Source organism: Streptomyces sp. AC1-42W, assembly GCF_003248355.1.
Classification (GTDB): domain Bacteria; phylum Actinomycetota; class Actinomycetes; order Streptomycetales; family Streptomycetaceae; genus Streptomyces.
In genome coordinates this window covers 1792051-1817124 of record NZ_QKWY01000001.1, presented here as the reverse complement: position 1 = coordinate 1817124, position 25074 = coordinate 1792051, and the positions used below count along the sequence as shown (strand labels likewise).

Sequence of the window (25074 nt, the reverse complement as noted above, 5' to 3'; positions counted from 1 at the left end):
CAGCCCACTCACGCGAGGAGATGACCGACGATGCCCGCAGAAGCGACCAAGGGCACACCGTGCTGGGCCGACGCGACGTTCCCCGACCTGGAGGGCGCGAAACGCTTCTACGGTGAGCTGCTGGGCTGGACGTTCGGCGAGACGCAGGCCGAGTACGGCAACTACACCCAGGCGTATCTGGGCGGCAAGGCGGTCGCCGCGCTGATGCCGCCGGGCCCCGGCGGGATGCCGCCCGGCTGGTGTCTGTACCTGGCCTCGCCGGACGCGGCGGCCACCGCGTCGGAGATCCGCGAGCACGGTGGCACGGTGCTGGTGGAGCCCATGCGGGTCGGCGAGTTCGGCACGATGGTGCTGGCCCGCGATCCGGGCGGGGTGACGTTCGGCGTCTGGCAGCCCGGCACCCACAAGGGCTTCGAGGCGCGGACCGTGCCCGGCTCCTACAACTGGGCCGAGATCTTCACCCGCGAGCCGGCGAAGGCGGACGCCTTCTTCCCCGCGGTCTTCGGCTACGGCGTGAAGCGCATGGCGAACGACGCGGTCGACTTCACGCTCTACGACCTGGGCGCCGACCCGGTGCTGGGCCGGATGAGCATGACGGCCGACTTCCCGCCGGACATGCCCTCGTACGTGAACGTGTACTTCTCGGTGGCCGACTGCGACGCGGCGGCGGAGAAGGCGAAGTCGCTGGGCGCGACGCTGCGGTTCGGGCCGATGACGATCCCGTTCGGCAGGTTCGCCGCGCTCACGGACCCGCAGGGCGCGCCGTTCTCCCTGTTCGACAACGGCACGACGGCCGGCGAACCGCCTCGGCTGGAGGACGTGTCGTAGCGGCCGCCGGCCCGGCTACGGCTGGGGGTCGCGCGCGTCGTACCGGGTGAAGGCGGGCCAGCGCAGCGCCAGCAGCACCACCGCGAGGACGCAGGCGATGCCTCCCCCGGTCACGGCGAGGCCGGGGGAGGTCAGATCGGCGGCGGACCCGGCGATGAAGTCCCCCAGCCGGGGCCCGCCGGCGACGACCACGATGAAGATCCCCTGGAGCCGGCCGCGCAGCTCGTCCGGGACGGCCGCCTGGAGCATGGTGTTGCGGAAGACCATGGACGTGTTGTCGGCGGCCCCGGCGAGCGCCAGGAACAGCAGCCCGAGCCAGAGCTGCCGGGTGAGCCCGAAGACGGCGATGGCCGCGCCCCAGCAGCCGACGGCGACGATCACCGCCAGCCCGTGCCGCCGGACGTTCCCCAGCCATCCGGAGAACACCCCGCCCAGCAGCGCCCCGAGCCCCGGTGCGGCGACGAGCAGCCCGGTGGTCTTGGCGTCGCCCCCGTACCAGAGGACGGCGACGACCGGGAAGAGGGCGCGGGGCTGGGCGAGCACCATGGCGCACAGGTCGCTGAGGAAGGTCATCCGCAGGTTGGGCCGGGTCCCGAGGAACCGCAGCCCGTCCAGCACGGAGGCCCGCTTCCGGCCCGCCGCCGCCTCGCGCTCGGGCAGCATCGAGGGCAGCCGCCACATGGCGTACAGGGAGGCGGTGAAGGCGACGGCGTCGACCCCGTAGGCGGCGCGGTACCCCCACCACCCGACGATGAGCCCGCCGAGCATGGGCCCGACGAGGGCGCCGGTGGTGCTGGTCATCGAGTTCAGGGCGTTGGCGGCGGGCAGCTGTTCGGCCGGCAGCAGCCGGGCGATCATCGAGCTGCGCGCGGGCGAGTTGAGCGCGAAGCAGACGGCCTGGAGCGCGACGACCCCGTACAGCACCTCCACCCGCTCCAGGCCGGCGACGGTGACCGCGACCAGCAGCACCGACAGCACGAACGAGCCCAGCGCGCTGGCGAGCCCGAGCTTGCGGCGGTCCACGGTGTCCGCGACGGCCCCGCCGTACAGGCCGAACACGACGAGCGGTACCAGCGAGCAGACGCCGATGAGCCCCACGGAGAACGCGGACCCGGTCAGGTCGTACACCTGCAACGAGACCGCGAGCGCGGTCATGCCCTGGCCCACCCAGGAGACGGTGTTCCCGAACCAGAGCCGCCGGTAGTCCGGGGAGGTCCGCAGCGGGGTCACATCGGCGAATATCCGCGCACGGGGCGCCGGCTCGGGGCCGCCCTCGGCGGGTTCGGTCAGGGGTTCGGTCAGGGGTTCGGTCACGCGAAATGGTACCGACCGGCGCCGCGGCCCCTCGGCCCGCCGTCAGTTCCGGGGCGGCGTTACGGGCTCGGCCTCAGCGGCGCCCCCGTGGTGACCGGCGCGGTGGCGGGCGCGGTGGTCGGCGCGGTCCAGGAGCAGGTCGGCGGCCAGGGCGAGGACCTGCCCGCGGCTGCGGCCCTCGTGGTCGGCGGCCAGGAAGTGGGCGCCGATGGCCGTACAGAAGGCGAGCAGGCTGCGCGCCTCGATCTCGTCCGGGTCGGCGCAGAACGTGCCGAACTCTTCGCGCAGCAGGGCCATGCGGCGGTTGTCGACGCGGCGCAGCCGCTCGGTGACCGCCTCGTCGTTGCGAGCCCAGGCGCGGATCGCGAGGTCGATGGGCAGCAGCCGATCGCCGGAGAAGGTGAGCGCGCCCGCCCGGCTGATCCTGGTCCGCGCATCGCCGCCCTCGCGATCGACGCGGTGGGCGACCTCGTCGGTGCTCTCACGCTCCCAGGTGTCCAGCATGGCCTCCAGCAGGGCGCCGCGGTGGGCGAAGTGCCCGTAGAAGCCGCCCTTGGTGACACCGAGCCGCTTGGCCAGCACCTCGATGCGGACGGCGTCGGGGCCGCCGTCGACCAGGGCTCGCAGGCCCTCCTCGATCCATCGTTCACGCGGGGTCCGGACCGTAGCCACCGTGTGTCCCACCTCACATTTCGACGAGTATACGCCGCCGTATAAACGGCGTTACGCTCGATCCATACGCTACCGTATACAAGGCGGAGGCAGCGCGATGACCATGGGTTCCGCCGACTTCGGCACAGGCTTCGACACCGACTTCGGCGCACGTGCGCGTGCGTCGTACCGGCCCCTCCCCCACCGGGAACGGTAGGGAGCCGATCGTGGCCACCAGACTTCCCAACGACGCGCATGCCGCGCTTCCCTGGCGGATTCACGCGCTCACGCGCGACTTCGAGGTCGAGGACCTGTGGACCATCCGCACCCCCGGCGCCGGAGCGGACGACTTCCCCGCCGCGCTCACGGCCATGCGGGCGCGGCGACGCAGCCCGTTGCCGGTACGGGCCCTGTTCGCGGTCCGCTGGAAGCTCGGCGCCCTCTTCGGCTGGGACGGGCCCGCGGCGGGAGCGGGGGGCCGGGGGCGCGCGGTGCTCGACCGGCTTCCCGACGACCTGCGCGCGACCACACCCGGCCCGGGCGCCGGGCTCGGTCCGCTCACGCCCGTCTACGTACTCGACGACGAGTGCGCCCTGGAGCTGGCGAACAGGACCGTCCACGCCGTCATGCACCTCGGCTGGACACCGTCCGCGCAGGGCGGGTACGAGCTGCGCATGGCGGTGCTGGTCAGACCCAACGGCCTGCTCGGACGCCTCTACCTGACCGCGATCACCCCGTTCCGGCGCCTGCTCGTGCTGCCGGCCTTCATCCGTCAGAGGGAGGACGCCTGGCAGGAGCGACGCGTCGCGGCCGGGAACGCCGTCGAGCAGAACCCCGAGCATGTCACCGAATCACAGAGGCGGGATCTCCGTTGACCAGTGCAGCCGTTCACTACGACCAATTACTCGCCGCGCAGTACACCTGGATGCTCGGCGGTGACATCGGCGGCCTCGCCGCCGAACAGAAGGCCCTGCTCCGGCGCCTCGGCGTGCGGCCGGGGCCGGACGGGGGCCTGGCGGTGGACCTGGGGTGCGGGCCGGGCCAGCAGTCGCTGGCACTGGCCCGGATCGGCTTCGCGTCGGTGGTCGCCGTCGACACCAGCAAGGATCTGCTGGACGAACTCGCGCTCCATGCACGGGGCGAGGGCGCGACCGGAATCTCCCCCGTCCACGGCGACCTCCGCGGCGCGCTCCGGCGCGTGGCCCGCCCCGGCACGGTGGACGCGGTGGTGTGCATGGGCGACACGCTGCCGCACCTTCCGGACAAGGCCGACGTGACCAGGCTCCTGGCCGACGTGGCCGACGCCCTCGCGCCGGGCGGCCGGTTCGTCGCGACCTACCGCGACCTCTCCCGGCGCCTGGAGGGCACCGACCGTTTCATCCCCGTCCGCAGCGACGAGGACCGCGTGCTCACCTGCTTCCTGGAGTACGTGGCGCACGACACCGTCATGGTCCACGACCTCCTGCACACCCGGTCGGGACACACCTGGACCCAGCAGGTCGGCAGCTACCCCAAGCTGCGCATCGCCGCGGACTGGCTGACCGAGCAGTGCCGCGCGGCCGGCCTGGAGGTCCACGACGACACGGAGGGACCGCGCGGCATGCGCCTCGTCCACGCCGTCAAGAGCCGCGGCGGTGAACGATGCCCGGAGTGACCGGCCCCAGGCGCCGGGGCGACCTGTTCGCCGGCCCGGAGAGCGAACGCCGGTTCGCGAGCCCCGGCACCGACGGCGAGCGCCGGATGCTGACCGACGTCCTGGCGGCCCAGCGGGTGACGTTGCGGCTGAAGTGCTCCGGTCTCGGGCCGGAGCTGGTCCTGCGATCGGTGCGACCGTCCACGCTGTCGCTGCTCGGGCTGGTACGGCACCTCGCGGACGTCGAGCGGCGCTGGTTCCGGCAGGTCCTCGCGGGAGAACCCGCGCCGCCCCGGTTCTCCGACGCCGCCAACCCCGACGGAGACTTCGAGGGCGCCCGCCCCGGCCCGGAGGCCGTCGAAGCCGCGTGGGAGGCGTGGCACACGGAGGTCGCGTTCGCAGAGCACTTCACCGCACGGGCCCCCGATCTCGACGTCGAGGGCGAGGACACCTGGCGCGGCACGGTATCGCTGCGCTGGGTGCTCATCCACATGATCGAGGAGTACGCCCGCCACAACGGCCACGCCGACCTGCTCCGAGAACGCATCGACGGAACCATCGGCCTGTGAAGCCACGAAGCAAGGGACAGCTCAAGCGGCACCCGTCTGCAACAACAGTCCTCAAGGCCACTGAAATTCGGCTCGCTTTCATCAGCGCCGAGGGTCAGCGCAACCGATTCAGGGTGATCTTCACGAAGAACCACCCCGCCGGTCATCACCCGCCTCGACGGCAGGTGGACGCGGGAGCCGTGGCCGGAGATCGAGGGCCACGTGCACGACCTGCGAGCCGCCGACAAGGCGGAGCGAAGCTCGGAGGATTCCGTGGCCGCCGATGGCCCCGCACCCTGCCGGGCGAAGCACGAGGACCTGGTGCATGAGATCGCGGGCAGCGACTACGCACACCGGATGACCGTCCCCCGTCCAACGGCCGAGGTCACTACGTCGCCGCCTTGCTCATGCTCTTACCGAACCGCTCGGCCTCGATCTGCCCCAGCGCGACGTGTCCATGTTGGCCGGCAGCGTATTCGAGGGCAGGTCCTGGCCCCAGGAGAGCTGGGAGCACTTCCGCTGGCTGCCCCTGCTCCGGTACCGGCGCCGACGTCCTCGCCGAACCCTGGAACGCCGAGTGCCTGGACCTGGTCGACGACGACCGGACGGGAGGACTGCGCGAGGCTCCGCGCCGGCTGCCCTTGAGCACGGCAGCCGGCGCGGTTCAGGCTGCAGTCAGCTCCCTCATCTCCGCATGATGAACGGCTTCCCATCGCCCACCCAAGCCCAAATCACCTTCTCTCCGTCGACTGACGCGACGTACAAGGTGGCACCTCCGCTCGACTCGAACCAAAGGTCAACCATCCAGTCCTTGGAGTAGTAGCCAAACCCCCACTCGCCCGTCCCGCTGACAACTTCTTTGGACTCGACGTGCACACCTGCGCCGGCAGTGTATGAGGTTTTCAGTGAGTGCGCCTCGAATTTCTTACCACTCTTCAGAATGAGGACCGACCCGCCTGCCCCTTTCCAAGTGCCAATGAGATCGGATTCTTTTACAGAATCCACATCATCCAGATGGGGCGAGGTACTGCATGCGGAAGTTGTCATGACGAACAGGAGTGCGGAGATAACCGACACCACGAGCCGTCGGAGGCCGCGCGAGTTGAACATTACTTCCTTCGCTTACTTAGGGGCAGAAAAGGTTCTCACGCCACATCGCCATCACATCTTCTTCCGTCGTAAATCTCATTTGAATTCCCCGCTCCGAAAGAATTCGAAAAGTCGCCCCTCGCATGAAATGAACCCTCACCGCCCCGTCAGGATCGACATACACCGCCTCCCGCTCGGTGCGCTCACCCACAACCTCGACCCGCTCACCAGTCTCGACCGCAGGCGCGTTCAGGACAGCCAGAACACACACCCGGCGGCGTACGCGCGCCACCACCCACGACCCCGCCCCCATGATTCACAGGTTGCGCACAAGCCGCCCAAATATGAAGGGCCCGCCTCACAGCGTCAAGAGTGATCAATCGACCACAGACAGCTGGTCGCATAAGCAAATGAGAGTGGCCGTCCGGAACCGGTCATGACGATCCGCACATGAGGCACGAACAGCCCGAGGCGGATGACCAGGGCAACGAAACAGGCAGCCGAAGGGGCAATCTTCACGGCCCACACCATCCGCAGCCCCACCCGGCGCCCAAAGAAGATCCCGATAGCGAATCGGGGGACCGACTGCCAGAAGCCCAGCAATCAGGCCAAGACCAGCTCATGCCAGCGCCGGATTGCCTCCGGGTCGTGCTGGTAGTAGTGACAGCTGGCCCCGGCGGCAGGCTCCGCGTCCCAGCCAGCGGCTGTCTGTTCACCGGGAGTGTGCCGCAGATCGATCTCCACACCGTGCCGGGTATAGAACTCCAAGCACAAAGGAAACCGGTGGTCCGCCATCACAGCGTTCGCAGCGGTCTCCCGCGACAGCTCCACCGCATTTCCGTGCACCGGCCCCACCATCCGCACCACCGTGGTGACCCTCTCCGGCCCCAGCGCGGCCTTTGCATCGATCTCCATGTACTGCTGGGCACACAGCAGCATCAGATTGTCCACATCGTCCCGCAGCACCTACCTCCACTACGCGCCGCCACCAGAAAGATTCGACAACGCGCGAGCCCACCCTCGAATGGCATCTTCCCCCCAAGAGGCGAGGGCTCCTGGCAAGCTCAGTCACGTCGAGGTAAGGAAAGCTCCCGGCGTGAGTGCACAGATGCCGTGCCCCGGATGGCAGCACCTGGGGCGAGCACGCCCTCTCCGGCCGGGCGGAACTCCAGCCGGTGATGGGTGCAGTCGGCCGTCAGGCGACGCACGAGCGGAGAGCGACCTCCGACTCGCCGCCCCTTGAAATCGCATGAGGTCGCTGCACCTCCGAGGCTTCCAGAGGGGCACGAACCCTGGACTCAAATCAGCCTTGAGTCTGAACTCAAGGCGAGCTAGAATCGCTCGCGTGAAGCGCAGAGACCTCATGAAACGGCTGAAGCAGATCGCAGCTGAGAAGGAGGTTGACTTCACGGGGCCGGAAGGCAGCGGGCGCGGGCGGCACGAGACGTACAGGATCGGCGCCGTCAGAGTCCATGTCCCCCGGCACTCCGAGATCGCGGAGGGCACCGCCGAATCGATCATCCGGACGGCCAAGGGTGCGTAAGCCCCCTTGGCCGTCCGGGCCAACGCTCTCAACATCATCGAACCGAGCGGACAAAGGGGCGCACTGAATGACCACGCACAAGGCAACAGCAGAGCGTCAGGGACGCTTCTGGGTCGTGAGGGTCGATGGCCTCCCGGAAGGGGAGCAGAACGTCACTCAGGGCCTCACCTGGACCGAGGCCCAGGAGAACGCCCGGGATCTGGTCAGTCTCGTTCTGGACATCGAGGACGATCCGGCCCTCTACACCGTCGACCTCGTCCCGGCCGACCCGGCGATGTTCGAGGTCGTACGGGAGGCAGAAGAAGCCGATGCCGCCGTGCAGGAGGCGGAGAAGCGCCGCCGCGTGGCGATGACCCGAGCGGCGAAGACACTCGTCGGCCTCGGACTCACACAGGCCGAGGCCGGCCGCATGCTCGGCGTCACACACCAACGCATCGCCCAGCTCGCACCGAAGGCAGCGAACAAGAACGCCAAGAGGAGGCCCATGGTCGCCTGACAGACGTGACGCGCGGCCGTGGGATCACACGTAAGCGGGGCAGAACCGCACATGAAAACGCCACGCAACCCACGTTTCCCCAGGTCAGAACGATTCTGCCTGGGGACGCTCGGTGGGGCGGGTGGGACTCGAACCCACGGCCGACGGATTATGAGTCCGCTGCTCTAACCGGCTGAGCTACCGCCCCGTCTCGGCGTGGCGCGTACATGTGTGCGCACCGTCTGCCGCAGCATAGCCGGTCATACGATCTCCCGCTGCGGTTGGCCGGCTGCTGATGACCATGAAGACGGCGGGGTCCGCCGGGCGGTTCCTGGCACACGAAAAAGGGCCCCGTACGGGGCCCTCGTCCGTTGGCTCCCCCGACTGGACTCGAACCAGTAACCCTCCGGTTAACAGCCGAATGCTCTGCCAATTGAGCTACAGGGGATCGCGCTCCCCCGACTGGACTCGAACCAGTAACCTGCCGGTTAACAGCCGGCTGCTCTGCCAATTGAGCTACAGGGGATTGCTGCGGTGCCTCGAACGCACCTGCCTGGCGGATGCCGGGCGGCGCGCGCTCGCTGCGACACATACATTAGCGCAAGCAGGGGGGTGCTTTGCCAATCGGTATCGGCCGGGGTGATCTCGGGCGTCTGCGGGTAGGCGGGCAGCACACGTCGCACGGAGCGAAGGAAGGGTGGCACCCATGCGGTACCGGCTCACGTTCATCGCCGGACTGGCCGTCGGTTACGTGCTCGGCACGCGGGCCGGGCGGGAGCGCTACGAGCAGCTGAAGAAGTCCGCGCGCCAGTTCGCCCAGAACCCGGCCGTGCGCAACACCTGCGAGACCGCGGCCCAGAGCGGCCGGGAGTTCGCGGGCAAGGCGTACCACGCGGTGGGCGAGAAGGTCGGCGACAAGGTGCCGCCCTCCGTGACCGACCGGGTGCGGTCGTTCCGGGGGCGCGGGGCCGGGAACGGCGTCGAGGACGACTGGGGGACGACGAACACCTAGCCGGCCCTCCGGGCCCGCCCACGCTTCTGCCGCGTCTCCGGTACGGCAAACCGCCGGGGTGCGGCAGAATCTGTGTATGGGCATAGTCGCCGGCTTGGACAGTTCTTCCGCGTTCACACACATCGTGGTCTGCGATACGGACACGGGCGCCGTACTGCGCGAGGGGTACGCCGCGCATCCCGTCGAGGCCAAAGCCACCGAGGTCGACCCGCAGGCGTGGCTGCTCTCCCTCGGTGAGGCCGCCACCGGCGGGCTGCTCGAAGGGGTGCAGGCGATCGGTGTCTCCGCGCAGCAGCACGGGCTCGTCCCGCTGGACCACCAGGGCAACCTCGTACGCCCGGCGCTGCTCGGCAACGACAAGCGGGCGCAGGCCGCCGCGGCCGATCTGATCGACGGGCTCGGCGGCCGGCAGGCCTGGGCCGAGGCGGTCGGCGCGGTGCCGCAGGCCGCGCAGCCGGTGGCGAAGCTGCGCTGGCTGGCCCGGACCGAGCCGGAGCAGGCGCAGCGGGTGGCGGCGGTGCTCCAGCCGCACGACTGGCTGGTGTGGCAGCTGCTGGGCCGTCCGGCCCGGCGGACCACCGACCGGGGCGCCGCGTCCGGGACGGGGTACTGGTCGGCGGGGACGGAGTCCTACCGGCCGGACCTGGTGGAGCTGGCGCTCGGGCACCAGGCGGCGCTGCCCGAGGTGCTGGGCCCGTCCGACGCGGCCGGGATGACGCCGGAGGGGCTGCTGATCTCCGCCGGTACCGGCGAGATCATGGCGGCGGCCTTCGGCCTGGGGGTCGGCGTCGGGGACGCGATCGTGTCGCTGGGGGCCTCGGGGTCCGTGATGGCGGTGCACCACGAGGCGCTGGCCGATCCGAGCGGGATGATCACCTCGTTCGCCGACGCGACGGGCATGCATCTGCCGGTGGTGCATACGTCCAACGCCGTACGCGCCCTGCGCGGCACCGCGGAGATGCTGGACGTGGAGGGGCTGGAGGCGCTGTCCGCGCTGGCCCTGAAGTCGACGGCGGGCTCCTCGGGGCTCGTCCTCCTGCCGTATCTGGAGGGTGAGCGCACCCCGCGTCTGCCGCACACCGCGGGGACTCTGTGCGGGCTGCGGCGGGAGTCGATGAAGCCGGAGCATCTGGCGCGGGCCGCGTTCGAGGGGATGCTCTGCTCGCTGGCGGACGCGCTCGACGTGCTGCGCGGCCGGGGCGTGGAGGTGCGGCGGGTGTTCCTGCTGGGCGCGGCGGCCGAGCTGCCGGCCGTACAGCAGCTGGCCCCGGCGCTGCTGGGCACGCAGGTGGTCGTGCCGCAGCCCGCCCAGTACGCGGCGCTGGGCGCGGCCCGGCAGGCCGCCTGGGCGCTGGGGGTCTCGCAGGGGGCGCTCGACGGGCGCACTCCCCCGGCCTGGCGGGGCGCGGCGGCGCAGGTGCTGGAGCCGGGCGAGGAGCTGGCGGTGGGGCAGGCGGTGCGCCAGCAGTACATCGCGACGCGGGACCAGATCCACCCGGGCGCGTTCGACCCGGCACCCTGAGTGCGGAGGGGACCGCGAAATTATGGACCGGGTCTGTTTTTTGACCTGGACTTGAACAAAACCGTTCGCGGTCCCGGCAAGCGGTACCGGAAGATGGGTCGGCTCCCCCGACCTACGCCGACTCCGATCTTCGCCGACTCCGAGAGACACGCGTGCTCATAAAAATCCTGCGGGCCTATCTCGGTCCGTATCAGAAACCACTCGCGGTGCTGGTCGTTCTGCAGCTGTTGCAGACCTGCGCCACGCTCTATCTCCCGACCCTCAACGCGGACATCATCGACAACGGTGTCGTGCAGGGGGACGCGGGCTACATCCTCCGGTACGGCGGCGTGATGCTCGTCGTCAGCGTCGCCCAGGTGGTCTGCAACATCGGCGCCGTGTACATCGGCGCCCGTACCGCCTCCGCGCTCGGCCGGGACGTGCGGGCGGCGGTCTTCGACCGGGTGCAGTCGTTCTCCTCGCGCGAGGTGGGACGGTTCGGCGCCCCGTCGCTGATCACCCGTACGACCAATGACGTCCAGCAGATACAGATGCTGGTGCTGATGACGTTCACGCTGATGGTGTCCGCGCCGATCATGTGCGTCGGCGGCATCATCATGGCGCTGGGCCAGGACGTGCCGCTCTCGGCGGTGCTCCTCGCGGTGGTGCCGGTGCTCGGGATCGCGGTCAGTCTGATCGTGCGGAAGATGCGTCCGCTGTTCCGGCTGATGCAGACGCGGCTCGACACGGTGAACCGGGTGCTGCGCGAGCAGATCACCGGCAACCGCGTGATCCGCGCCTTCGTGCGGGACGCGTACGAGGAGGAGCGCTTCCGGGGCGCCAACACCGAGCTGACCGACGTGGCCCTGTCGACGGGCCGGCTGATGGCGCTGATGTTCCCGACGGTGATGACGGTCGTGAACGTGTCGTCGATCGCCGTCGTCTGGTTCGGCGCGCACCGCATCGACAGCGGCGGGATGGAGATCGGCGCGCTGACCGCGTTCCTCGCCTATCTGATGCAGATCGTCATGTCGGTGATGATGGCGACCTTCATGTTCATGATGGTGCCGCGCGCCGAGGTGTGCGCGGAGCGCGTCCAGGAGGTCCTGGAGACCGAGTCCAGCGTCGTGCCGCCCGTCGAGCCGGTCCGCGAACTGCGCGCCCACGGGCATCTGGAGGTGCGCGGCGCGGACTTCCGCTATCCGGGCGCCGAGGAGCCGGTGCTGCGGTCGGTGGACCTGGTGGCCCGGCCGGGCGAGACGACCGCGATCATCGGGTCCACGGGCAGCGGGAAGTCGACGCTGCTCGGTCTGGTGCCCCGGCTGTTCGACGTGACGGACGGCCAGGTGCTGGTCGACGGGGCGGATGTGCGGACGCTCGACCCGGTGCTGCTGTCGAAGATCGTGAGCCTGGTGCCGCAGAAGCCGTATCTGTTCTCCGGGACGGTGGCGACGAACCTGCGGTACGGGAATCCGGACGCGACCGACGCGGAGCTGTGGCACGCGCTGGAGGTGGCCCAGGCGAAGGAGTTCGTCGAGGACCTGGAACACGGCCTGGACGCGCCGATCGCGCAGGGCGGCACCAATGTCTCGGGCGGTCAGCGTCAGCGGCTGTCGATCGCGCGGACGCTGGTGCAGCGTCCGGAGATCTATCTCTTCGACGACTCGTTCTCGGCGCTGGACTACGCCACGGACGCGGCGCTGCGGGCCGCGCTCGGGAGGGAGACGGCGGAGGCGACGGTGGTGATCGTGGCCCAGCGGGTGTCCACGATCCGTGACGCGGACCGGATCGTCGTGCTGGACGAGGGGCGGGTCGTGGGCACCGGCACGCACCACGAGCTGATGGCCGGCAATGACACGTACCGGGAGATCGTGCTCTCCCAGCTGACGGAAGCGGAGGCCGCGTAATGGCCGGGCCTGGCGGACGCATGATGGCGGGCGGGGCGCCGACCGAGCGGTCCATGGACTTCAAGGGGTCCTCCAAGCGGCTGCTGAAGCGCTTCGCCGCCGAGAAGAACACGCTGTACGTGATGCTGCTCGCGGTCGCGCTCAGCGTCGGGCTCTCGGTGGTCGGCCCGAAGATCCTCGGCAAGGCGACGGACCTGGTGTTCGCGGGGGTCATCGGCCGCGAGATGGACGCCGGGACGACCAAGGAGCAGGCCGTGGAGGGTCTGCGCCGCGGCGACAGCGATCTGGCCGACATGCTGGCGTCGGTGGACTTCACACCGGGGCAGGGCATCGACTTCGGCGCGGTGGGCGACGTCCTGCTGCTGGCGCTGGCGGTGTACGTCGGCGCCGGGCTGCTGATGCTGGTGTCCACGCGGCTGTCGATCCGGGTCATCAACCGGGTCGTGTTCCAGCTGCGCGAGGACATCCAGACCAAGCTGTCGCGGCTGCCGCTGTCGTACTTCGACCGTGCCAAGCGCGGCGAGGTGCTGAGCCGGGCGACGAATGACATCGACAACATCTCGCAGACGATGCAGCAGACGATGGGCCAGCTCATCAACTCGGTGCTGACGATCATCGGCGTGCTGGTGATGATGTTCTGGATCTCGCCGCTGCTGGCTTTGGTCGCGCTGGTGACGGTACCGCTCTCGGTGGTCGTGGCGACGCGGGTGGGCAAGCGCTCGCAGCCGCAGTTCGTGCGGCAGTGGCAGGTGACGGGCAAGCTCAACGCCCATATCGAGGAGATGTACACCGGGCACACCCTGGTGAAGGTCTTCGGCCGGCAGGAGGAGTCCGCGCGGGACTTCGCCGAGCAGAACGAGGCGCTGTACGAGGCCGGGTTCAAGGCGCAGTTCAACAGCGGGATCATGCAGCCGCTGATGATGTTCGTGTCCAACCTGAACTATGTGCTGATCGCCGTGGTGGGCGGGCTGCGAGTGGCCTCCGGCGCGCTGTCGATCGGCGATGTGCAGGCGTTCATCCAGTACTCGCGGCAGTTCTCGATGCCGCTGACCCAGGTCGCCTCGATGGCGAACCTGGTGCAGTCCGGGGTGGCGTCGGCGGAGCGGATCTTCGAGCTGCTGGACGCCGACGAGCAGGAGCCCGACCCGGCGAAGGGCGCGGCGCAGCACCCCGGCATCCTGCGCGGCAGCGTCGCGCTGGAGAACGTGGCGTTCCGCTACGACCCGGAGAAGCCGCTCATCGAGGACCTGTCGCTGCACGTCGAACCGGGCCACACGGTGGCGATCGTCGGTCCCACGGGCGCCGGCAAGACGACGCTGGTCAACCTGCTGATGCGGTTCTACGAGGTGACGGGCGGCCGGATCACGCTGGACGGCGTGGACATCGCGAAGATGTCGCGGGCGGACCTGCGCTCGGGCATCGGCATGGTCCTCCAGGACACCTGGCTGTTCGGCGGGACCATCGCGGAGAACATCGCCTACGGGGCGCCCGGCGACGTCGGCCGGGAGCGGATCGAGGAGGCGGCGCGGGCCGCCCACGCCGACCGCTTCATCCGGACCCTGCCCGACGGCTACGACACGGTGATCGACGACGAGGGCTCCGGGGTCAGCGCGGGCGAGAAGCAGCTGATCACCATCGCGCGGGCGTTCCTGTCGGACCCGGTGATACTGGTGCTCGACGAGGCGACCAGCTCCGTGGACACCCGGACCGAGGTGCTGATCCAGAAGGCGATGGCGGGCCTGGCGCACGGCCGGACGAGCTTCGTGATCGCGCACCGGCTCTCCACCATCCGGGACGCCGACGTCATCCTGGTCATGGAGAACGGCTCGATCGTGGAGCAGGGCACGCACGACGAACTGCTGGCGGCCGAGGGCGCCTACGCGCGGCTGTACGCGGCGCAGTTCGCCCAGGCGGTCGCCGAGGTCGACTGAGCCCGGCCGGGCCCGAGGGTCCGGGAACGGTTTCCGCGGCTGCCCCGGCCGTGCGCGTGTGCGCGTCAGTCGAGGTAGCCGCGGAGCTGTTCGGCGGAGGTGTGGTCGCGCAGTCTGGTGAGGGTGCGGGACTCTATCTGGCGGATGCGTTCGCGGGTGACGCCGAAGATGCGCCCTATCTCCTCCAGGGTGCGGGGCCGTCCGTCGACCAGCCCGTAGCGCAGCTGGACCACCCTGCGCTCGCGTTCGCCGAGGGTGGAGAGCACCGCCTCCAGGTGCTGGCGCAGCAGCAGGAAGGCGGCGGACTCGGCGGGGGACGCGGCGTCGCCGTCCTCGATGAGGTCGCCGAGGGAGACGTCCTCCTCCTCGCCGACCGGGGCGTGCAGCGAGACGGGTTCGCGGGCCAGGCCCAGGATCTCGCCGACCCGTTCGGGGGTGAGGTCGAGCTGGGCGGCGACCTCCTCGTGGCTGGGTTCGCAGCCCCGTTCCTGGAGCATCCGGCGCTGGACCCGTACGACGCGGTTGATCAGCTCGACGACGTGGACCGGGACGCGTATGGTCCGCGCCTGGTCGGCCAGGGCGCGGGACATGGACTGGCGTATCCACCAGGTGGCGTACGTGGAGAACTTGTAGCCGCGCGTGTAGTCGAACTTCTCGACGGCCCGGATCAGCCCGAGGTTGCCCTCCTGGACGAGGTCGAGCATGGTCAGGCCGCGGCCCACGTAGCGTTTGGCGACGGAGACCACGAGCCGCAGATTGGCCTCGATCAGGCGGCGTTTGGCGGTGCGGCCCATGACGACCAGGCGGTCCAGGTCGACGGCGAGCCGGGTGTCCGGGTCGGGGGCGCGGGCGAGGCGCTCCTCGGCGAACAGCCCCGCCTCGACGCGCCGGGCGAGCTCCACCTCCTCGGCGGCGGTGAGCAGCGGGATGCGCCCGATCTCGCGCAGGTACTGGCGGAACAGGTCGGAGGTGGGGCCGGTCTCCGGCCTGGCGCGCGGCGTCGGTGGCGCCGGGGTTTCCATGACGGTCCGGGTCTGCACGTGGGCGACCTCCAGGTGATCGCTGCCGGACCCCGGGACGGGGCCGCGCTCCGATGGCTCATGGCACCGGCATCCAGTGTGGGGCACGACACACAACCGCCACGAGGGGCGTGCGGTGACTTTCTGAGACGGCCCGGTTACGTCAGAGGGCGGCGGCGCCGTGGTTGCGCAGGGTCTGCGCGTACTGCTGGAGGACCCAGACCTCGTTCTGCGCGGCGGCGAGGTGGTCGGGGGCGACGTTGCTGCCGAGGCGGGCCAGGCTGCTCTGGACGTCGTTGATCCGGCGGTCCACGGCGCGCAGCCGGACCTTGACCAGGTGTTCCCCGGCGTAGGTCTCGTCGATGGACTTGCCGTGGAAGACCTCGACCGCCAGCTCGGTGATCAGCTTGCGGACGGATTCGCTGGGGGTGGCGTCCAGGACCCGGACGAGGTATTCGCGGCTGTCGGCGAGGCCCTGTTCGGCGCCGCCCGCCTCCTCGATGCACTGGCGTACGGCGGCGTAGGGCGGTGCGGTGAACTCGTCGGACCCGTAGGCGTCGAAGGCGGGCGCGACCAATTCGGGGCGCTGGAGGGCGAGCTTGAGCAGTTCGCGCTCGGTGCGGTGGGCGGGGCTGCGGAGGTTGAGCGCGGGGCCCGAGGGGACGGGCGGGGCCTGGATCTGCTGGGAGCGGCCGGCGCCGCCGCGGCCGGTCCGGCCGGGTCCGCGCGGGTCGCCGCCGCGGCCGCGGGCCCACTGGGCGAGCTGGTTGACCCGGTGGACGACGTATTCCTGGTCGAGGATGCCGATGAAGCCGGCCAGCTGGACGGCGACCTCGCGCTGCACGCTGCGCGTCTTGATCTTGGCGACGACGACGGCGGCCTCGTCGAGCGCGGCGGCGCGTCCGGCCGGGGTCTCCAGGTCGTAGCGGCCGACGATCTGGCGGAGCGCGAACTCGAAGAGCGGGGTGCGCGGTTCGACCAGGTCGCGGACGGCGTCGTCGCCCTTGACCAGCCGCAGGTCGCACGGGTCCATGTTGTCCGGGGCGATCGCGATGTAGGTCTCGGCGGCGAACTTCTGGTCGTCCTCGAAGGCGCGCAGGGCGGCCTTCTGACCGGCCGCGTCGCCGTCGAAGGTGAAGATCACGCGGGCGCTGCCGTTGTCCATGAGGAGGCGGCGCAGGATCTTGATGTGGTCGCCGCCGAAGGCGGTGCCGCAGGTGGCGATGGCGGTGGTGATCCCGGCGAGGTGGCAGGCCATGACGTCGGTGTAGCCCTCGACGACGACGGCCCGGCTGGACTTGGCGATGTCCTTCTTGGCCAGGTCGATGCCGTACAGCACCTGGGACTTCTTGTAGATCGGGGTCTCGGGGGTGTTGAGGTACTTCGGGCCGTTGTCGTCCTCGCGGAGCTTGCGGGCGCCGAAGCCGACGACGTCCCCCGCGGTGTCGCGGATGGGCCACATCAGGCGGCCGCGGAAGCGGTCGATGGGGCCGCGCCTGCCGTCCTGGGAGAGGCCGGAGGTGATCAGCTCCCGGTCGCTGAAGCCCTGGCCGCGCAGGTAGCGGGTGAGGTGGTCCCAGCCGGCCGGGCTGTAGCCGATGCCGAAGTGGGTGGCGGCGGCCTGGTCGAAGCCGCGGTCGGCGAGGAACCGGCGGCCGATCTCGGCCTCGGGGCCGTCGAGCTGCTCGGCGTAGAACTGGGCGGCCGCCTTGTGGGCCTCGACCAGCCTGATGCGCTCGCCGCGCTGGTGGGAGGGGTTGTAGCCGCCCTCCTCGTAGCGCAGGGTGATGCCGGCCTTGGCGGCGAGCCGCTCGACGACCTCGGCGAAGGTGAGGTGGTCGATCTTCTGGACGAAGGCGATCGTGTCGCCGCCCTCCTGGCAGCCGAAGCAGTGGAAGAGGCCCTTGCTCGGACTGACCTGGAAGGAGGGGGACTTCTCGTCGTGGAAGGGGCACAGGCCCTTGAGGTTGCCGCCGCCGGCGTTGCGCAGCTGGAGGTACTCGGAAACGACGGCGTCGATCGGGACCGCGTCCCGTACCGCCTTCACGTCGTCGTCATTGATCCTGCCCGCCACGATTGAATTCTACGGGTGGGCTCGGACAGGAAAGCCGCGGCCGGGGCCGGGGCCGCGCCCGCTCCCCGGCCGGCGCGGGTGCGGGCGGGGTGCCCGTGCGCCGGCCGGGGGCCGCTCAGACCAGGGATTCCAGGGGCACGGAGGGGTCGGCCAGGGCGTCCGGGTCGACCGGGCGGCCGGCCCTGATCAGCTTCTGGATGGGCTCCGTGACGTCCCACACGTTGACGTTCATCCCGGCGAGCACGGTGCGGTCCTTGAGCCAGAACGCGATGAACGTGCGCTTGCCGGCGTCGCCCCGGATGACCACCTGGTCGTAGCTGCCGGGCGGCGCCCAGCCGGAGTACTCCAGGCCGAGGTCGTACTGGTCGGAGAAGAAGTAGGGCACCCGGTCGTAGGCGACGTCCTGGCCGAGCATGGCGCGGGCGGCGGCCGGGCCGCCGTTCAGCGCGTTGGCCCAGTGCTCGACCCGCAGCCGGGTCCCGAGCAGCGGGTGGGCGGCGCTCGCCACGTCGCCGGCGGCGTAGATGTGCGGGTCGCTGGTGCGCAGCGAGGCGTCCACGGCGATGCCGCCGCCCTCCTCGCGCGGGGCGATGTCGAGCCCGGCGGATTCGGCGAGGGCGGTGCGGGGGGCGGCGCCGATCGCGGCGAGGACGTCGTGGGCGGGGTGCTCCTCGCCGTCGTCGGTGCGTACGGCGAGGACCATGCCGTCCTGGCCGACGATCTCGGTGAGCCGGGCGCCGAAGTGGAAGCGGACGCCGTGGTCGCTGTGCAGCTCGGTGAAGATCTGGCCGAGTTCCGGGCCGAGGACCCGCAGCAGCGGGGTGGCCTCGGGTTCGACGACGGTGACCTCGGCGCCGTAGCCGCGGGCGGCGGCGGCGACCTCCAGGCCGATCCAGCCGGCCCCGGCGATGACCAGGTGGCCGTTGTCCCGGCCGAGCGCGGACAGGACGTGGCGCAGCCGGTCGGCGTGGGCCAGCCGGCGCAGATGGTGGACGCCGGCCAGGTCGGTGCCGGGCACGTTGAGCCGGCGCGGTTCGGAGCCGGTGGCGAGCAGCAGCTTGTCGTAGTGGATGACGGTGCCGTCGCCGGTCTCCACGGTGCGGGCCTCGCGGTCGAGCGAGGTGACGGGCTGGCCGAGGTGGAGTTCGATGTCGGCCGCCGCGTACCAGCCGGTCTCGTGGACGAAGACGCTGTCGCGGTCCTCCTTCCCGGACAGGTAGCCCTTGGACAGCGGCGGGCGTTCGTACGGATGGTCGCGCTCGTCGCCGATCAGGATGACCCGGCCGCTGAATCCTTCCGACCGGAGCGTCTGGGCCGCCTTCGCCCCGGCCAGCCCTCCGCCCACGATGACGAACGTCCGATGTGCGTCTGCCACTTGATGCCTCCTCGGTGCTTGCTGCGCGGCGCCAACTGCGAGCGTCCCGCACGCAGCGTAGTGCCGAAAGGGGGTGTGGCCCGATCACGTCACCCCTGGTGGCGGTCGGCGCCGGGGGTGAGATGGGCGTGCAGGGCGCGGGCCGAGGCGTCGGTGAGGGCGGCGATCTGGTCGACGAGGACCCGTTTGCGGGCGCGGTCGTCGGGGGCCGCCTCGTAGAGGGCGCGCAGCTGCGGCTCCAGGCCCTCGGGGGCGCGGGCGGTGAGCGCGGCGGCCAGTTCGGCGATGACGATCCGCTGGTCGGCGCGGATCTCCTCCTGTTCGGCGCGCTGCATGACGTAGCGGTCGGCGATGGCCTTGAGGACCGCGCACTCGTTGCGGGTGGCGCGCGGGACGACCAGTTCGGCGCCGTAGCGGCTGTGGCGGCCGGGGCCGTACGCCTGGCGGGTGGCGGTCTCGGCGGCGAGGCAGAAGCGGCCGATGAGCTGGCTGGTGGCGTCCTTCAGGCGGGCCTGGGACACGGCGGAGCCGTCGTAGCCGTGCGGCCACCAGTCCTGGGCGATGAGCCGGTCCAGCGCTTCGGCCAGTTCCTGCGGGTCGGTGCCGGCCGGGACGTAGCGGCCGACGGCGACGTCCCAGATCTCCCGGCGCTCCGGCGCGGCCTCCAGGCAGTCGGGGTCGATGTGGCCGGCGTGCAGCCCGTCCTCGAAGTCGTGCACGGAGTAGGCCACGTCGTCGGACCAGTCCATGACCTGGGCCTCGAAGCAGGTGCGGTGGGGCGGCGCGTCCTGGCGGAACCAGGTGAAGACGGGGAGGTCGTCCTCGTAGACCCCGAACTTGGGCGAGCCGGGGTCGGTGGGGTGGGCGCCCCGGGGCCAGGGGTATTTGGTGGCGGCGTCGAGGGCGGCGCGGGTGAGGTTGAGGCCGACGCTGACCAGGTCGCCGGTGCGGGTGTCGGGGACGAACCGTTTGGGTTCGAGCCGGGTGAGCAGCCGCAGCGACTGGGCGTTGCCCTCGAAGCCGCCGCAGTCGGACGCGAAGTCGTTGAGGGCCTGTTCGCCGTTGTGGCCGAAAGGCGGGTGTCCCATGTCGTGGGAGAGGCAGGCCGCCTCCACCAGATCGGGGTCGCAGCCGAGCGCGGCGCCGAGTTCGCGGCCGACCTGGGCGCACTCCAGGGAGTGGGTGAGCCGGGTGCGCGGGCTGGCGTCCCAGGCGGGGCTCCGGGTGCCCGGTGTGACGACCTGGGTCTTGCCGGCGAGCCTGCGCAGCGCCGCGGAGTGCAGGACGCGGGCGCGGTCGCGCTGGAAGGCGGTGCGGCCGGGCCGTTTGTCGGGCTCGGGGTCCCAGCGCTCGGCGTCGGCGGGGCCGTAGGGCGCCGTACCGGGGTGCTGTGTGCCGTCCGTGCCGTTCATGGTGCCGACCCTAATCGGCCGCACCGACAGGACGGGTCAGGCGGAGGCCGGCAGCGGTGTGTTCATCGGTATGTCGCACACGGCCGGGGCGGCCGTCCGGGTTTCGTCGTACCGGCGCAGAAGCAGCCGGGCCATCGCGGGGTGGGCGCCGAGCGGGGCGGCGGCGATCCAGGGCGCGTGGGAGGCGGCGGCCGCGGCGAAGCGTCCGGGGGCGGTGAAGCAGGAGGCGACGGCGATCCGGTGGTGGCCGCGTGCGGCGAGGGCGCGCACGGCGGCGGGGACGGTGGGCGCGGCGGCGGAGGCGTACGCGGGTACGACGGGCACGCCGCCGAGCCGTTCCCCGAGGAGCCGGGCGGTACGCCGGGTTCCGGCGGCCGATTCGGGGTCGCGCGATCCGGCGGCGGCCAGCACCACGGCGGCGCCGCTGCCGCCCCGGTCCGCCGTGCGCCAGCCGGCCTCGACGAGGCGGTCGTGCAGCGCCTCCACCAGGAGCGGGTGCGGTCCCAGCGGCGCGGCGACGCGGGCGCGCAGGGCGGGGGCGGCGGCGACGGACGCCGGGATGTCGTGCTTGACGTGGTGGCCGCGCCCGAGCAGCAGGGGTACGAGGACGGCCTCGCCGGCGCCGAGGGCGGCCAGGGCGTCCGGCAGCAGGGGCGCGTTGAGTTCCACGTGTCCGAGGCGGACGTCGAGCCCCGGCCGCAGCTCGCGCACCCGTTCGAGGAGTGCCGCCACGGTGGGCGGGGTACGGGGGTCGCGGCTGCCGTGCGCGACGACGACCAGGGCGGGGGCGGGTTGGCGGGTGCGCTGCATGGGCCGATGGTGGCGGACGTACGTTGCCGGGTCGTTGCGCGCCGGTCACATGCACCGTCCGCCGCCTCGCGGGGAGGCGCCGGCTGTCAGCGCGCGCCCCTCCCCCGTTCCGCGAACAGGTGCTCGATGACCTGGGCCACCCCGTCCTCCTCGTTGGTCCGGGCGCGCGCCGGTATGGCGGCCAACACCGCGGGGTGGGCGTTGGCCATGGCGTAGCCCGTACCGGCCCAGGCCAGGACCGTGAGGTCGTTGGGCATGTCGCCGAACGCGATGACGTCCGCCGCCCCGATGCCCCGCGCCTCGCACAGGGCCGCGAGCGCGCCGGCCTTGTGGACGCCGGGCGCGCTGATCTCCAGCAGCCCGCGCCCGCCGGAGTGGGTCAGCTGGACCATGTCGCCGGCCCCCTCGCGGGCGGCGGCCATCAGGGTGTCCGCGTCGAGCCGGTCCGACCAGGCGAGCAGCTTGGTGACGGGGGCCTCGGTGAGCCACAGGTCCGCGAGGGAGGCCACCGGCAGTTCGGCGCCCGCGTCCTCGGACAGGCGCAGCCGGTAGGCCGGTTCGTACAGCACGTGGTTGCCGGTCTCCAGGGCGAAGCCGATGCCGGGGACGGCGGCGGCGAGCGCGGCGGCGACCTGCCGGGCGACGGCCAGCGGCAGGGCGCTGGAGGAGACGACCGTACGCCCGGCCAGGTCGTAGACGAGGGCGCCGTTGCTGCACACGGCCGTGCCGGTGAGCCCGGTGGCGTCGGCCAGCCGGTCCACGAAGCGGGGCGGCCTGGCGGTCACGATGACGATCTCCGTACCGGCCTCCTCGGCCGTGCGCAGGGCGCGCAGGGTGCGGGGCGAGAGGGAGCCGTCACGGCGCAGAAGGGTGCCGTCGAGGTCGGAGGCGATCAGCCGCGGAAGTGACATCGCCCGATGGTACGCGGGCCGTCCGGGCCCGGTGGAGAACCCTTTCGGCCGTCCGCTCGTCCTGAAGGGCGGGGCCGCATGCGCCCCGGTACCGGAGGCGGGCGAGTGGGGGCGGGGACGTGAGGGCACGGATGCGGCGGACGCCGGAGGCCGGACGGGCGGGCGGCGACCGGCCGCGCGGGGCGGCCGGCCGGCTCCTTCGAGCCGCCGGCCGGCTGCGGCCCCGGCTGCCGCGCACCCGGCGGGGGCGGCGGCGGGCGGTGCAGGGGCTGATGGCGGCCTGTGTGCTGGCGCTCGCGCCCGCGACCTGGCTGCACACGGTGGCCGACGCGCGGATCAGGACCGTCCAGGACGTGCCCGCGCGGCAGGTCGCGGTGGTGTTCGGGGCCGGGCTGTGGAACGGGAAGCCGTCCCCGTACCTCGCGAACCGGCTGCGGACGGCTGCCGCGCTCTACCGGGAGGGCAAGGTGAAGGTCGTCCTGGTGACCGGGGACAACAGCCGCGAGGAGTACGACGAGCCGGACGCGATGCGCACGTTCCTGGTCGGGAAGGGCGTGCCCGACGACCGGATCGTCAGCGACTTCGCGGGCTTCGACACCTGGGACTCGTGCGTGCGGGCGAAGCGGATCTTCGGCGTCGACCGGGCGGTGCTGGTGAGCCAGGGCTTCCACATCCGCCGCGCCATCGCGCTGTGCCGGGCGGCGGGCATCGACGCGTACGGGGTCGGCGTGGACGCGAAGCACGACGCGACCTGGTACTACGGCGGCACCCGGGAGGTGGCGGCGGCGGGCAAGGCGGCGTTCGACGCCCTGTTCAAGCCGGACCCGCACTTCCTGGGGCCCCGGGAGCCGGGCATCGACGACGCCCTGGCGGCGGCCGCCCGCTGACCGGGGCCGGGCCCGGCCGCCGCGCTCAGGGCGCGGTGACCGGAGCCGTCTCGGCGGCGACCCAGCCGAGGTAGCCGGCGCTGCCCCGGAGAACGGGCAGGGCGATGATCTCCGGGGTGTCGTAGTCGTGCGCCTCGATCAGACGGGCCTCCAGCTCCTCGTACCGTTCGGCCGTGGTCTTGCAGAACAGCTGCCACTCCTCGGTGGCCTCGATGGCGTTCTGCCAGCGGTAGACGGAGGTGACGGGCGCGGAGATCTGCACACAGGCGGCGAGCCGCGCCTCGACCAGTCTCCGCGCCAGTTCCCTGGCCTTCTCCTCGCTGTCCGTCGTGGTCAGTACGGTCAGCCATGCCGGCGTCGTCGTCACTTCGGCCTCTCCTCGCAGCGGTCGGCGGTCCTCCCCGATTGTGGGCGACCGGCTCCCGCCGCGCCATCAGCCGCCGTACGGACGGACCCGCCTGGCGTCCCGCAGCGCCCGGCCCCACCAGATGAGCTGGTCGAGCAGCGTCTTGACGGCCGCGTCCGGTCCGGCGGGGTCGCGGTGCCTGCCCTCGTCGTCGAACTGGCCGCCGGCGTTGTGGAAGGAGACGGTGTCGCGGATCGACACGCTGTGCACCTCGGCGAAGACCTGCCGCAGATGCTCGACCGCGCGCAGGCCCCCGGCCACACCGCCGTAGGAGACGAACGCCACCGGCTTGGCCTGCCACTCCGAGCGGTACCAGTCGATGAGATTCTTCAGCGGCGCCGGGTAGGAGTGGTTGTACTCGGGGGTGACGACGACGAAGGCGTCCGCCTCGGCGAGCCGGGCCCCGATCCCGGCCACCTGTTCCCGCTCCCCGGGTTCCAGGCGGTACTTCAGGGAGGCCGGCAGATCGAGTTCGGCGATGTCCAGCACATCGGTCTCGATCGCCGGATGCGCGTCCGTGTGGGCGAGGAACCAGTTGGCGACGACGGGCGCGAACCGGCCCTCGCGGTTGCTGGCGAGGATGACGGCCACCTTCAGGGGGGCGGTCTCGGGCAGGGCGGTGGCGGTGGATTCCGCGGTGGTGAGGTCCATGACGAAAACGTTCCTGTATCAACCATGGTTGAGGTCAAGCCCCGCTGGAGGCGGTCGTGCCGGGCGGCCCCCGGCGGCCCGCGACCGCCCCGCCGCGGGGCGCCGGCCTGCGCATACGGTGGCCGTATGACGACTTCACCCGCAACGGCCCTTCCGTACGCCGAGTTCGACGGCCGGCCCGCCACCGAGGACGATCTGCGCCGGGCCCTGTTCTTCAACTACGGCCACTTCACCGCGATGCAGGTGCGCGGGGGCCGGGTCCGGGGCCTGGATCTGCAGCTGGCCCGGCTGGACGCGGCCAACCGGGAGCTGTTCGAACTCCCCCTGGACGGCACCCTGGTGCGCCGGCTGATCCGGCACGCGCTGGAGAGCGCGGGGGCGGCGGACGCCTCGGTGCGGGTGCACGCGTATCCGCCGCTGGACACGGGCGCGACGACGGTCATGGTGACGGTGCGCGGGCCGGCCCGGATGGCGCCCGAGCCCCAGCGGCTGATGTCGGTGCCCTACGCCCGGACCGCCCCGCACCTCAAGCGCCCCGGCGAGTTCGGCCAGACCTATTACGCGACCCTGGCTCGCCGGTCCGGGTACGACGACGCGCTGCTGACCCTGCCGGACGGCTCGGTGACCGAGGGCGCGATCACCAACATCGGCTTCTGGGACGGCACATCGGTGATCTGGCCGCAGGCGCCCGCGCTCGCCGGTGTGACCATGGGCGTCCTGGAACGCGAGCTGCCGGGCGCGGGCCTCCCCTCGCTGCGCCGCCCGGTCACCCTGGACGGCCTCGGCGCCTTCCGGTCCGCGTTCGTCACCAACTCGCAGGGGATGGCCCCGGTCGCCCGGATCGACGACACCGCGTTCACGGTGGACGAGGAGCTGATGCGGCGGCTGGCGGCGGCGTACGAGGGGGCGCCGGACGAGGCCGTCTGAACGGGGCCGTCCGAACAGGGCCGTCCGAACGGTCCGCCCCCTCCGGGCCAGGAGGGGAGAGGTCCGGAGGGGGCGGCGGCCGGGGGCGGCGGTGCGCACCGTCCCGTGGGGGGTTGAAATGCGCATTCCCTCTCGGCACCGCTCCACGCATGTGAGCTACGACACACCCG

The 25074-nt window shown here is 71.5% G+C and carries 24 protein-coding genes and 3 tRNA genes; 12 read left to right on the top strand and 15 right to left on the bottom strand.

From position 1 onward, the window contains the following. The first annotated feature begins 30 nt into the window (after positions 1–30). Positions 31–828, top strand: a complete 798-nt coding sequence (locus tag DNK56_RS08210) for a VOC family protein (protein WP_111331912.1) — start codon at positions 31–33, stop codon at positions 826–828. Positions 829–843: 15 nt separating this feature from the next. On the opposite strand, the gene DNK56_RS08205 is transcribed toward DNK56_RS08210, so the two are convergent. Further along, positions 844–2118, bottom strand: a complete 1275-nt coding sequence (locus DNK56_RS08205; protein ID WP_199563853.1) for an MFS transporter — start codon at positions 2116–2118, stop codon at positions 844–846. 66 nt (positions 2119–2184) lie between these two features. Continuing rightward, positions 2185–2814: a TetR/AcrR family transcriptional regulator gene (locus tag DNK56_RS08200; protein ID WP_241989802.1), complete on the bottom strand. Its 630-nt coding sequence runs from the start codon at positions 2812–2814 to the stop codon at positions 2185–2187. A gap of 206 nt (positions 2815–3020) precedes the next feature. Between DNK56_RS08200 and DNK56_RS08195 the strand changes: the two genes are divergently transcribed. Genes DNK56_RS08195 through DNK56_RS08185 form a run of 3 tightly spaced genes read left to right on the top strand, consistent with a single transcriptional unit; the run spans position 3021 to position 4995 of the window. Further along, the gene (locus DNK56_RS08195; RefSeq protein ID WP_111331907.1) at positions 3021–3668 is read left to right on the top strand and encodes a DUF2867 domain-containing protein; all 648 of its coding nucleotides are present in this window, start codon (positions 3021–3023) and stop codon (positions 3666–3668) included. Beyond that, positions 3665–4447, top strand: a complete 783-nt coding sequence (locus tag DNK56_RS08190) for a class I SAM-dependent methyltransferase (RefSeq protein ID WP_111331904.1) — start codon at positions 3665–3667, stop codon at positions 4445–4447. Before DNK56_RS08195 ends, DNK56_RS08190 begins: the two co-directional genes overlap by 4 nt. Then, entirely contained in the window at positions 4435–4995 is a 561-nt protein-coding gene (locus DNK56_RS08185) for a DinB family protein (RefSeq protein WP_111331901.1), read from the top strand. Before DNK56_RS08190 ends, DNK56_RS08185 begins: the two co-directional genes overlap by 13 nt. A gap of 663 nt (positions 4996–5658) precedes the next feature. Here DNK56_RS08185 and DNK56_RS34655 read toward each other — a convergent pair. Next, on the bottom strand, positions 5659–6084 hold the full coding sequence (locus DNK56_RS34655) for a hypothetical protein (protein ID WP_146610510.1): 426 nt from the start codon (positions 6082–6084) through the stop codon (positions 5659–5661). Positions 6085–6666: 582 nt separating this feature from the next. Continuing rightward, entirely contained in the window at positions 6667–7029 is a 363-nt protein-coding gene (locus tag DNK56_RS08165; RefSeq protein WP_199563817.1) for a hypothetical protein, read from the bottom strand. A gap of 379 nt (positions 7030–7408) precedes the next feature. Here DNK56_RS08165 and DNK56_RS08160 point away from each other — a divergent pair, with 379 nt between their 5' ends. Both DNK56_RS08160 and DNK56_RS35825 read left to right on the top strand, forming a co-directional pair. Then, positions 7409–7606 carry a type II toxin-antitoxin system HicA family toxin gene (locus DNK56_RS08160; protein WP_146610511.1) on the top strand — a complete coding sequence of 66 codons (198 nt, stop codon included), beginning with the start codon at positions 7409–7411 and terminating at the stop codon, positions 7604–7606. Between the two features lie 67 nt (positions 7607–7673). After that, positions 7674–8102: a type II toxin-antitoxin system HicB family antitoxin gene (locus DNK56_RS35825; RefSeq protein ID WP_241989801.1), complete on the top strand. Its 429-nt coding sequence runs from the start codon at positions 7674–7676 to the stop codon at positions 8100–8102. Positions 8103–8215: 113 nt separating this feature from the next. On the opposite strand, the gene DNK56_RS08150 is transcribed toward DNK56_RS35825, so the two are convergent. From DNK56_RS08150 to DNK56_RS08140, 3 genes are all read right to left on the bottom strand, one after another. Then, a tRNA-Ile gene (locus DNK56_RS08150) sits at positions 8216–8289 on the bottom strand. Between the two features lie 164 nt (positions 8290–8453). Further along, positions 8454–8529 (bottom strand) — tRNA-Asn (locus DNK56_RS08145). A gap of 5 nt (positions 8530–8534) precedes the next feature. Further along, positions 8535–8607 (bottom strand) — tRNA-Asn (locus DNK56_RS08140). A 180-nt stretch (positions 8608–8787) separates the two neighbouring features. On the opposite strand from DNK56_RS08140, the gene DNK56_RS08135 reads away from it, so the two are divergent. The 4 genes from DNK56_RS08135 (at position 8788) to DNK56_RS08120 (ending at position 14432) form a co-directional block, all read left to right on the top strand. Then, on the top strand, positions 8788–9093 hold the full coding sequence (locus DNK56_RS08135; protein ID WP_111331891.1) for a YtxH domain-containing protein: 306 nt from the start codon (positions 8788–8790) through the stop codon (positions 9091–9093). Positions 9094–9169: 76 nt separating this feature from the next. After that, entirely contained in the window at positions 9170–10615 is a 1446-nt protein-coding gene (locus tag DNK56_RS08130; RefSeq protein ID WP_111331889.1) for an FGGY family carbohydrate kinase, read from the top strand. A gap of 152 nt (positions 10616–10767) precedes the next feature. Beyond that, entirely contained in the window at positions 10768–12501 is a 1734-nt protein-coding gene (locus DNK56_RS08125; RefSeq protein WP_111331887.1) for an ABC transporter ATP-binding protein, read from the top strand. Continuing rightward, the gene (locus DNK56_RS08120) at positions 12501–14432 is read left to right on the top strand and encodes an ABC transporter ATP-binding protein (protein ID WP_111331884.1); all 1932 of its coding nucleotides are present in this window, start codon (positions 12501–12503) and stop codon (positions 14430–14432) included. The genes DNK56_RS08125 and DNK56_RS08120 overlap by 1 nt, the downstream gene beginning before the upstream one ends. Before the next feature lie 65 nt (positions 14433–14497). Here DNK56_RS08120 and DNK56_RS08115 read toward each other — a convergent pair whose 3' ends face one another. From DNK56_RS08115 to DNK56_RS08090, 6 genes are all read right to left on the bottom strand, one after another. After that, entirely contained in the window at positions 14498–15487 is a 990-nt protein-coding gene (locus DNK56_RS08115) for an RNA polymerase sigma factor (protein WP_241989946.1), read from the bottom strand. Between the two features lie 127 nt (positions 15488–15614). After that, positions 15615–17525: a DNA primase gene (gene dnaG, locus DNK56_RS08110; protein ID WP_111331882.1), complete on the bottom strand. Its 1911-nt coding sequence runs from the start codon at positions 17523–17525 to the stop codon at positions 15615–15617. Positions 17526–17640: 115 nt separating this feature from the next. Continuing rightward, positions 17641–18900, bottom strand: a complete 1260-nt coding sequence (locus DNK56_RS08105) for an NAD(P)/FAD-dependent oxidoreductase (RefSeq protein ID WP_111331879.1) — start codon at positions 18898–18900, stop codon at positions 17641–17643. A gap of 89 nt (positions 18901–18989) precedes the next feature. Beyond that, entirely contained in the window at positions 18990–20312 is a 1323-nt protein-coding gene (locus DNK56_RS08100) for a deoxyguanosinetriphosphate triphosphohydrolase (protein ID WP_111331877.1), read from the bottom strand. A 36-nt stretch (positions 20313–20348) separates the two neighbouring features. Next, entirely contained in the window at positions 20349–21122 is a 774-nt protein-coding gene (locus tag DNK56_RS08095) for a sirohydrochlorin chelatase (protein ID WP_111331874.1), read from the bottom strand. Between the two features lie 86 nt (positions 21123–21208). Then, on the bottom strand, positions 21209–22018 hold the full coding sequence (locus DNK56_RS08090; RefSeq protein WP_111335587.1) for a Cof-type HAD-IIB family hydrolase: 810 nt from the start codon (positions 22016–22018) through the stop codon (positions 21209–21211). 146 nt (positions 22019–22164) lie between these two features. On the opposite strand from DNK56_RS08090, the gene DNK56_RS08085 reads away from it, so the two are divergent. Next, on the top strand, positions 22165–22920 hold the full coding sequence (locus tag DNK56_RS08085; protein ID WP_111331872.1) for a SanA/YdcF family protein: 756 nt from the start codon (positions 22165–22167) through the stop codon (positions 22918–22920). A gap of 25 nt (positions 22921–22945) precedes the next feature. Here the strand turns inward: DNK56_RS08085 and cutA are convergent, their stop codons facing one another. After that, entirely contained in the window at positions 22946–23287 is a 342-nt protein-coding gene (cutA, locus tag DNK56_RS08080; RefSeq protein WP_111331869.1) for a divalent-cation tolerance protein CutA, read from the bottom strand. A gap of 66 nt (positions 23288–23353) precedes the next feature. After that, positions 23354–23977, bottom strand: coding sequence for an NADPH-dependent FMN reductase (locus DNK56_RS08075; RefSeq protein WP_111331866.1), 624 nt, complete (start codon positions 23975–23977; stop codon positions 23354–23356). A 126-nt stretch (positions 23978–24103) separates the two neighbouring features. Here DNK56_RS08075 and DNK56_RS08070 point away from each other — a divergent pair, with 126 nt between their 5' ends. Beyond that, a complete protein-coding gene (locus DNK56_RS08070; RefSeq protein ID WP_111331864.1) occupies positions 24104–24904 on the top strand; it encodes an aminotransferase class IV family protein in 801 nt (266 codons plus the stop codon). Positions 24905–25074: the final 170 nt, after the last annotated feature.

Coding starts and splice junctions, on each gene's coding strand:
- DNK56_RS08210 (WP_111331912.1), top strand. CDS start 31: ATGCCCGCAGAAGCGACCAAGGGCACACCGTGCTGGGCCGACGCGACG.
- DNK56_RS08185 (WP_111331901.1), top strand. CDS start 4,435: ATGCCCGGAGTGACCGGCCCCAGGCGCCGGGGCGACCTGTTCGCCGGC.
- DNK56_RS34655 (WP_146610510.1), bottom strand. CDS start 6,084: ATGTTCAACTCGCGCGGCCTCCGACGGCTCGTGGTGTCGGTTATCTCC.
- DNK56_RS35825 (WP_241989801.1), top strand. CDS start 7,674: ATGACCACGCACAAGGCAACAGCAGAGCGTCAGGGACGCTTCTGGGTC.
- DNK56_RS08135 (WP_111331891.1), top strand. CDS start 8,788: ATGCGGTACCGGCTCACGTTCATCGCCGGACTGGCCGTCGGTTACGTG.
- DNK56_RS08130 (WP_111331889.1), top strand. CDS start 9,170: ATGGGCATAGTCGCCGGCTTGGACAGTTCTTCCGCGTTCACACACATC.
- DNK56_RS08120 (WP_111331884.1), top strand. CDS start 12,501: ATGGCCGGGCCTGGCGGACGCATGATGGCGGGCGGGGCGCCGACCGAG.
- DNK56_RS08100 (WP_111331877.1), bottom strand. CDS start 20,312: ATGAACGGCACGGACGGCACACAGCACCCCGGTACGGCGCCCTACGGC.
- DNK56_RS08095 (WP_111331874.1), bottom strand. CDS start 21,122: ATGCAGCGCACCCGCCAACCCGCCCCCGCCCTGGTCGTCGTCGCGCAC.
- DNK56_RS08085 (WP_111331872.1), top strand. CDS start 22,165: ATGCGGCGGACGCCGGAGGCCGGACGGGCGGGCGGCGACCGGCCGCGC.
- DNK56_RS08075 (WP_111331866.1), bottom strand. CDS start 23,977: ATGGACCTCACCACCGCGGAATCCACCGCCACCGCCCTGCCCGAGACC.
- DNK56_RS08070 (WP_111331864.1), top strand. CDS start 24,104: ATGACGACTTCACCCGCAACGGCCCTTCCGTACGCCGAGTTCGACGGC.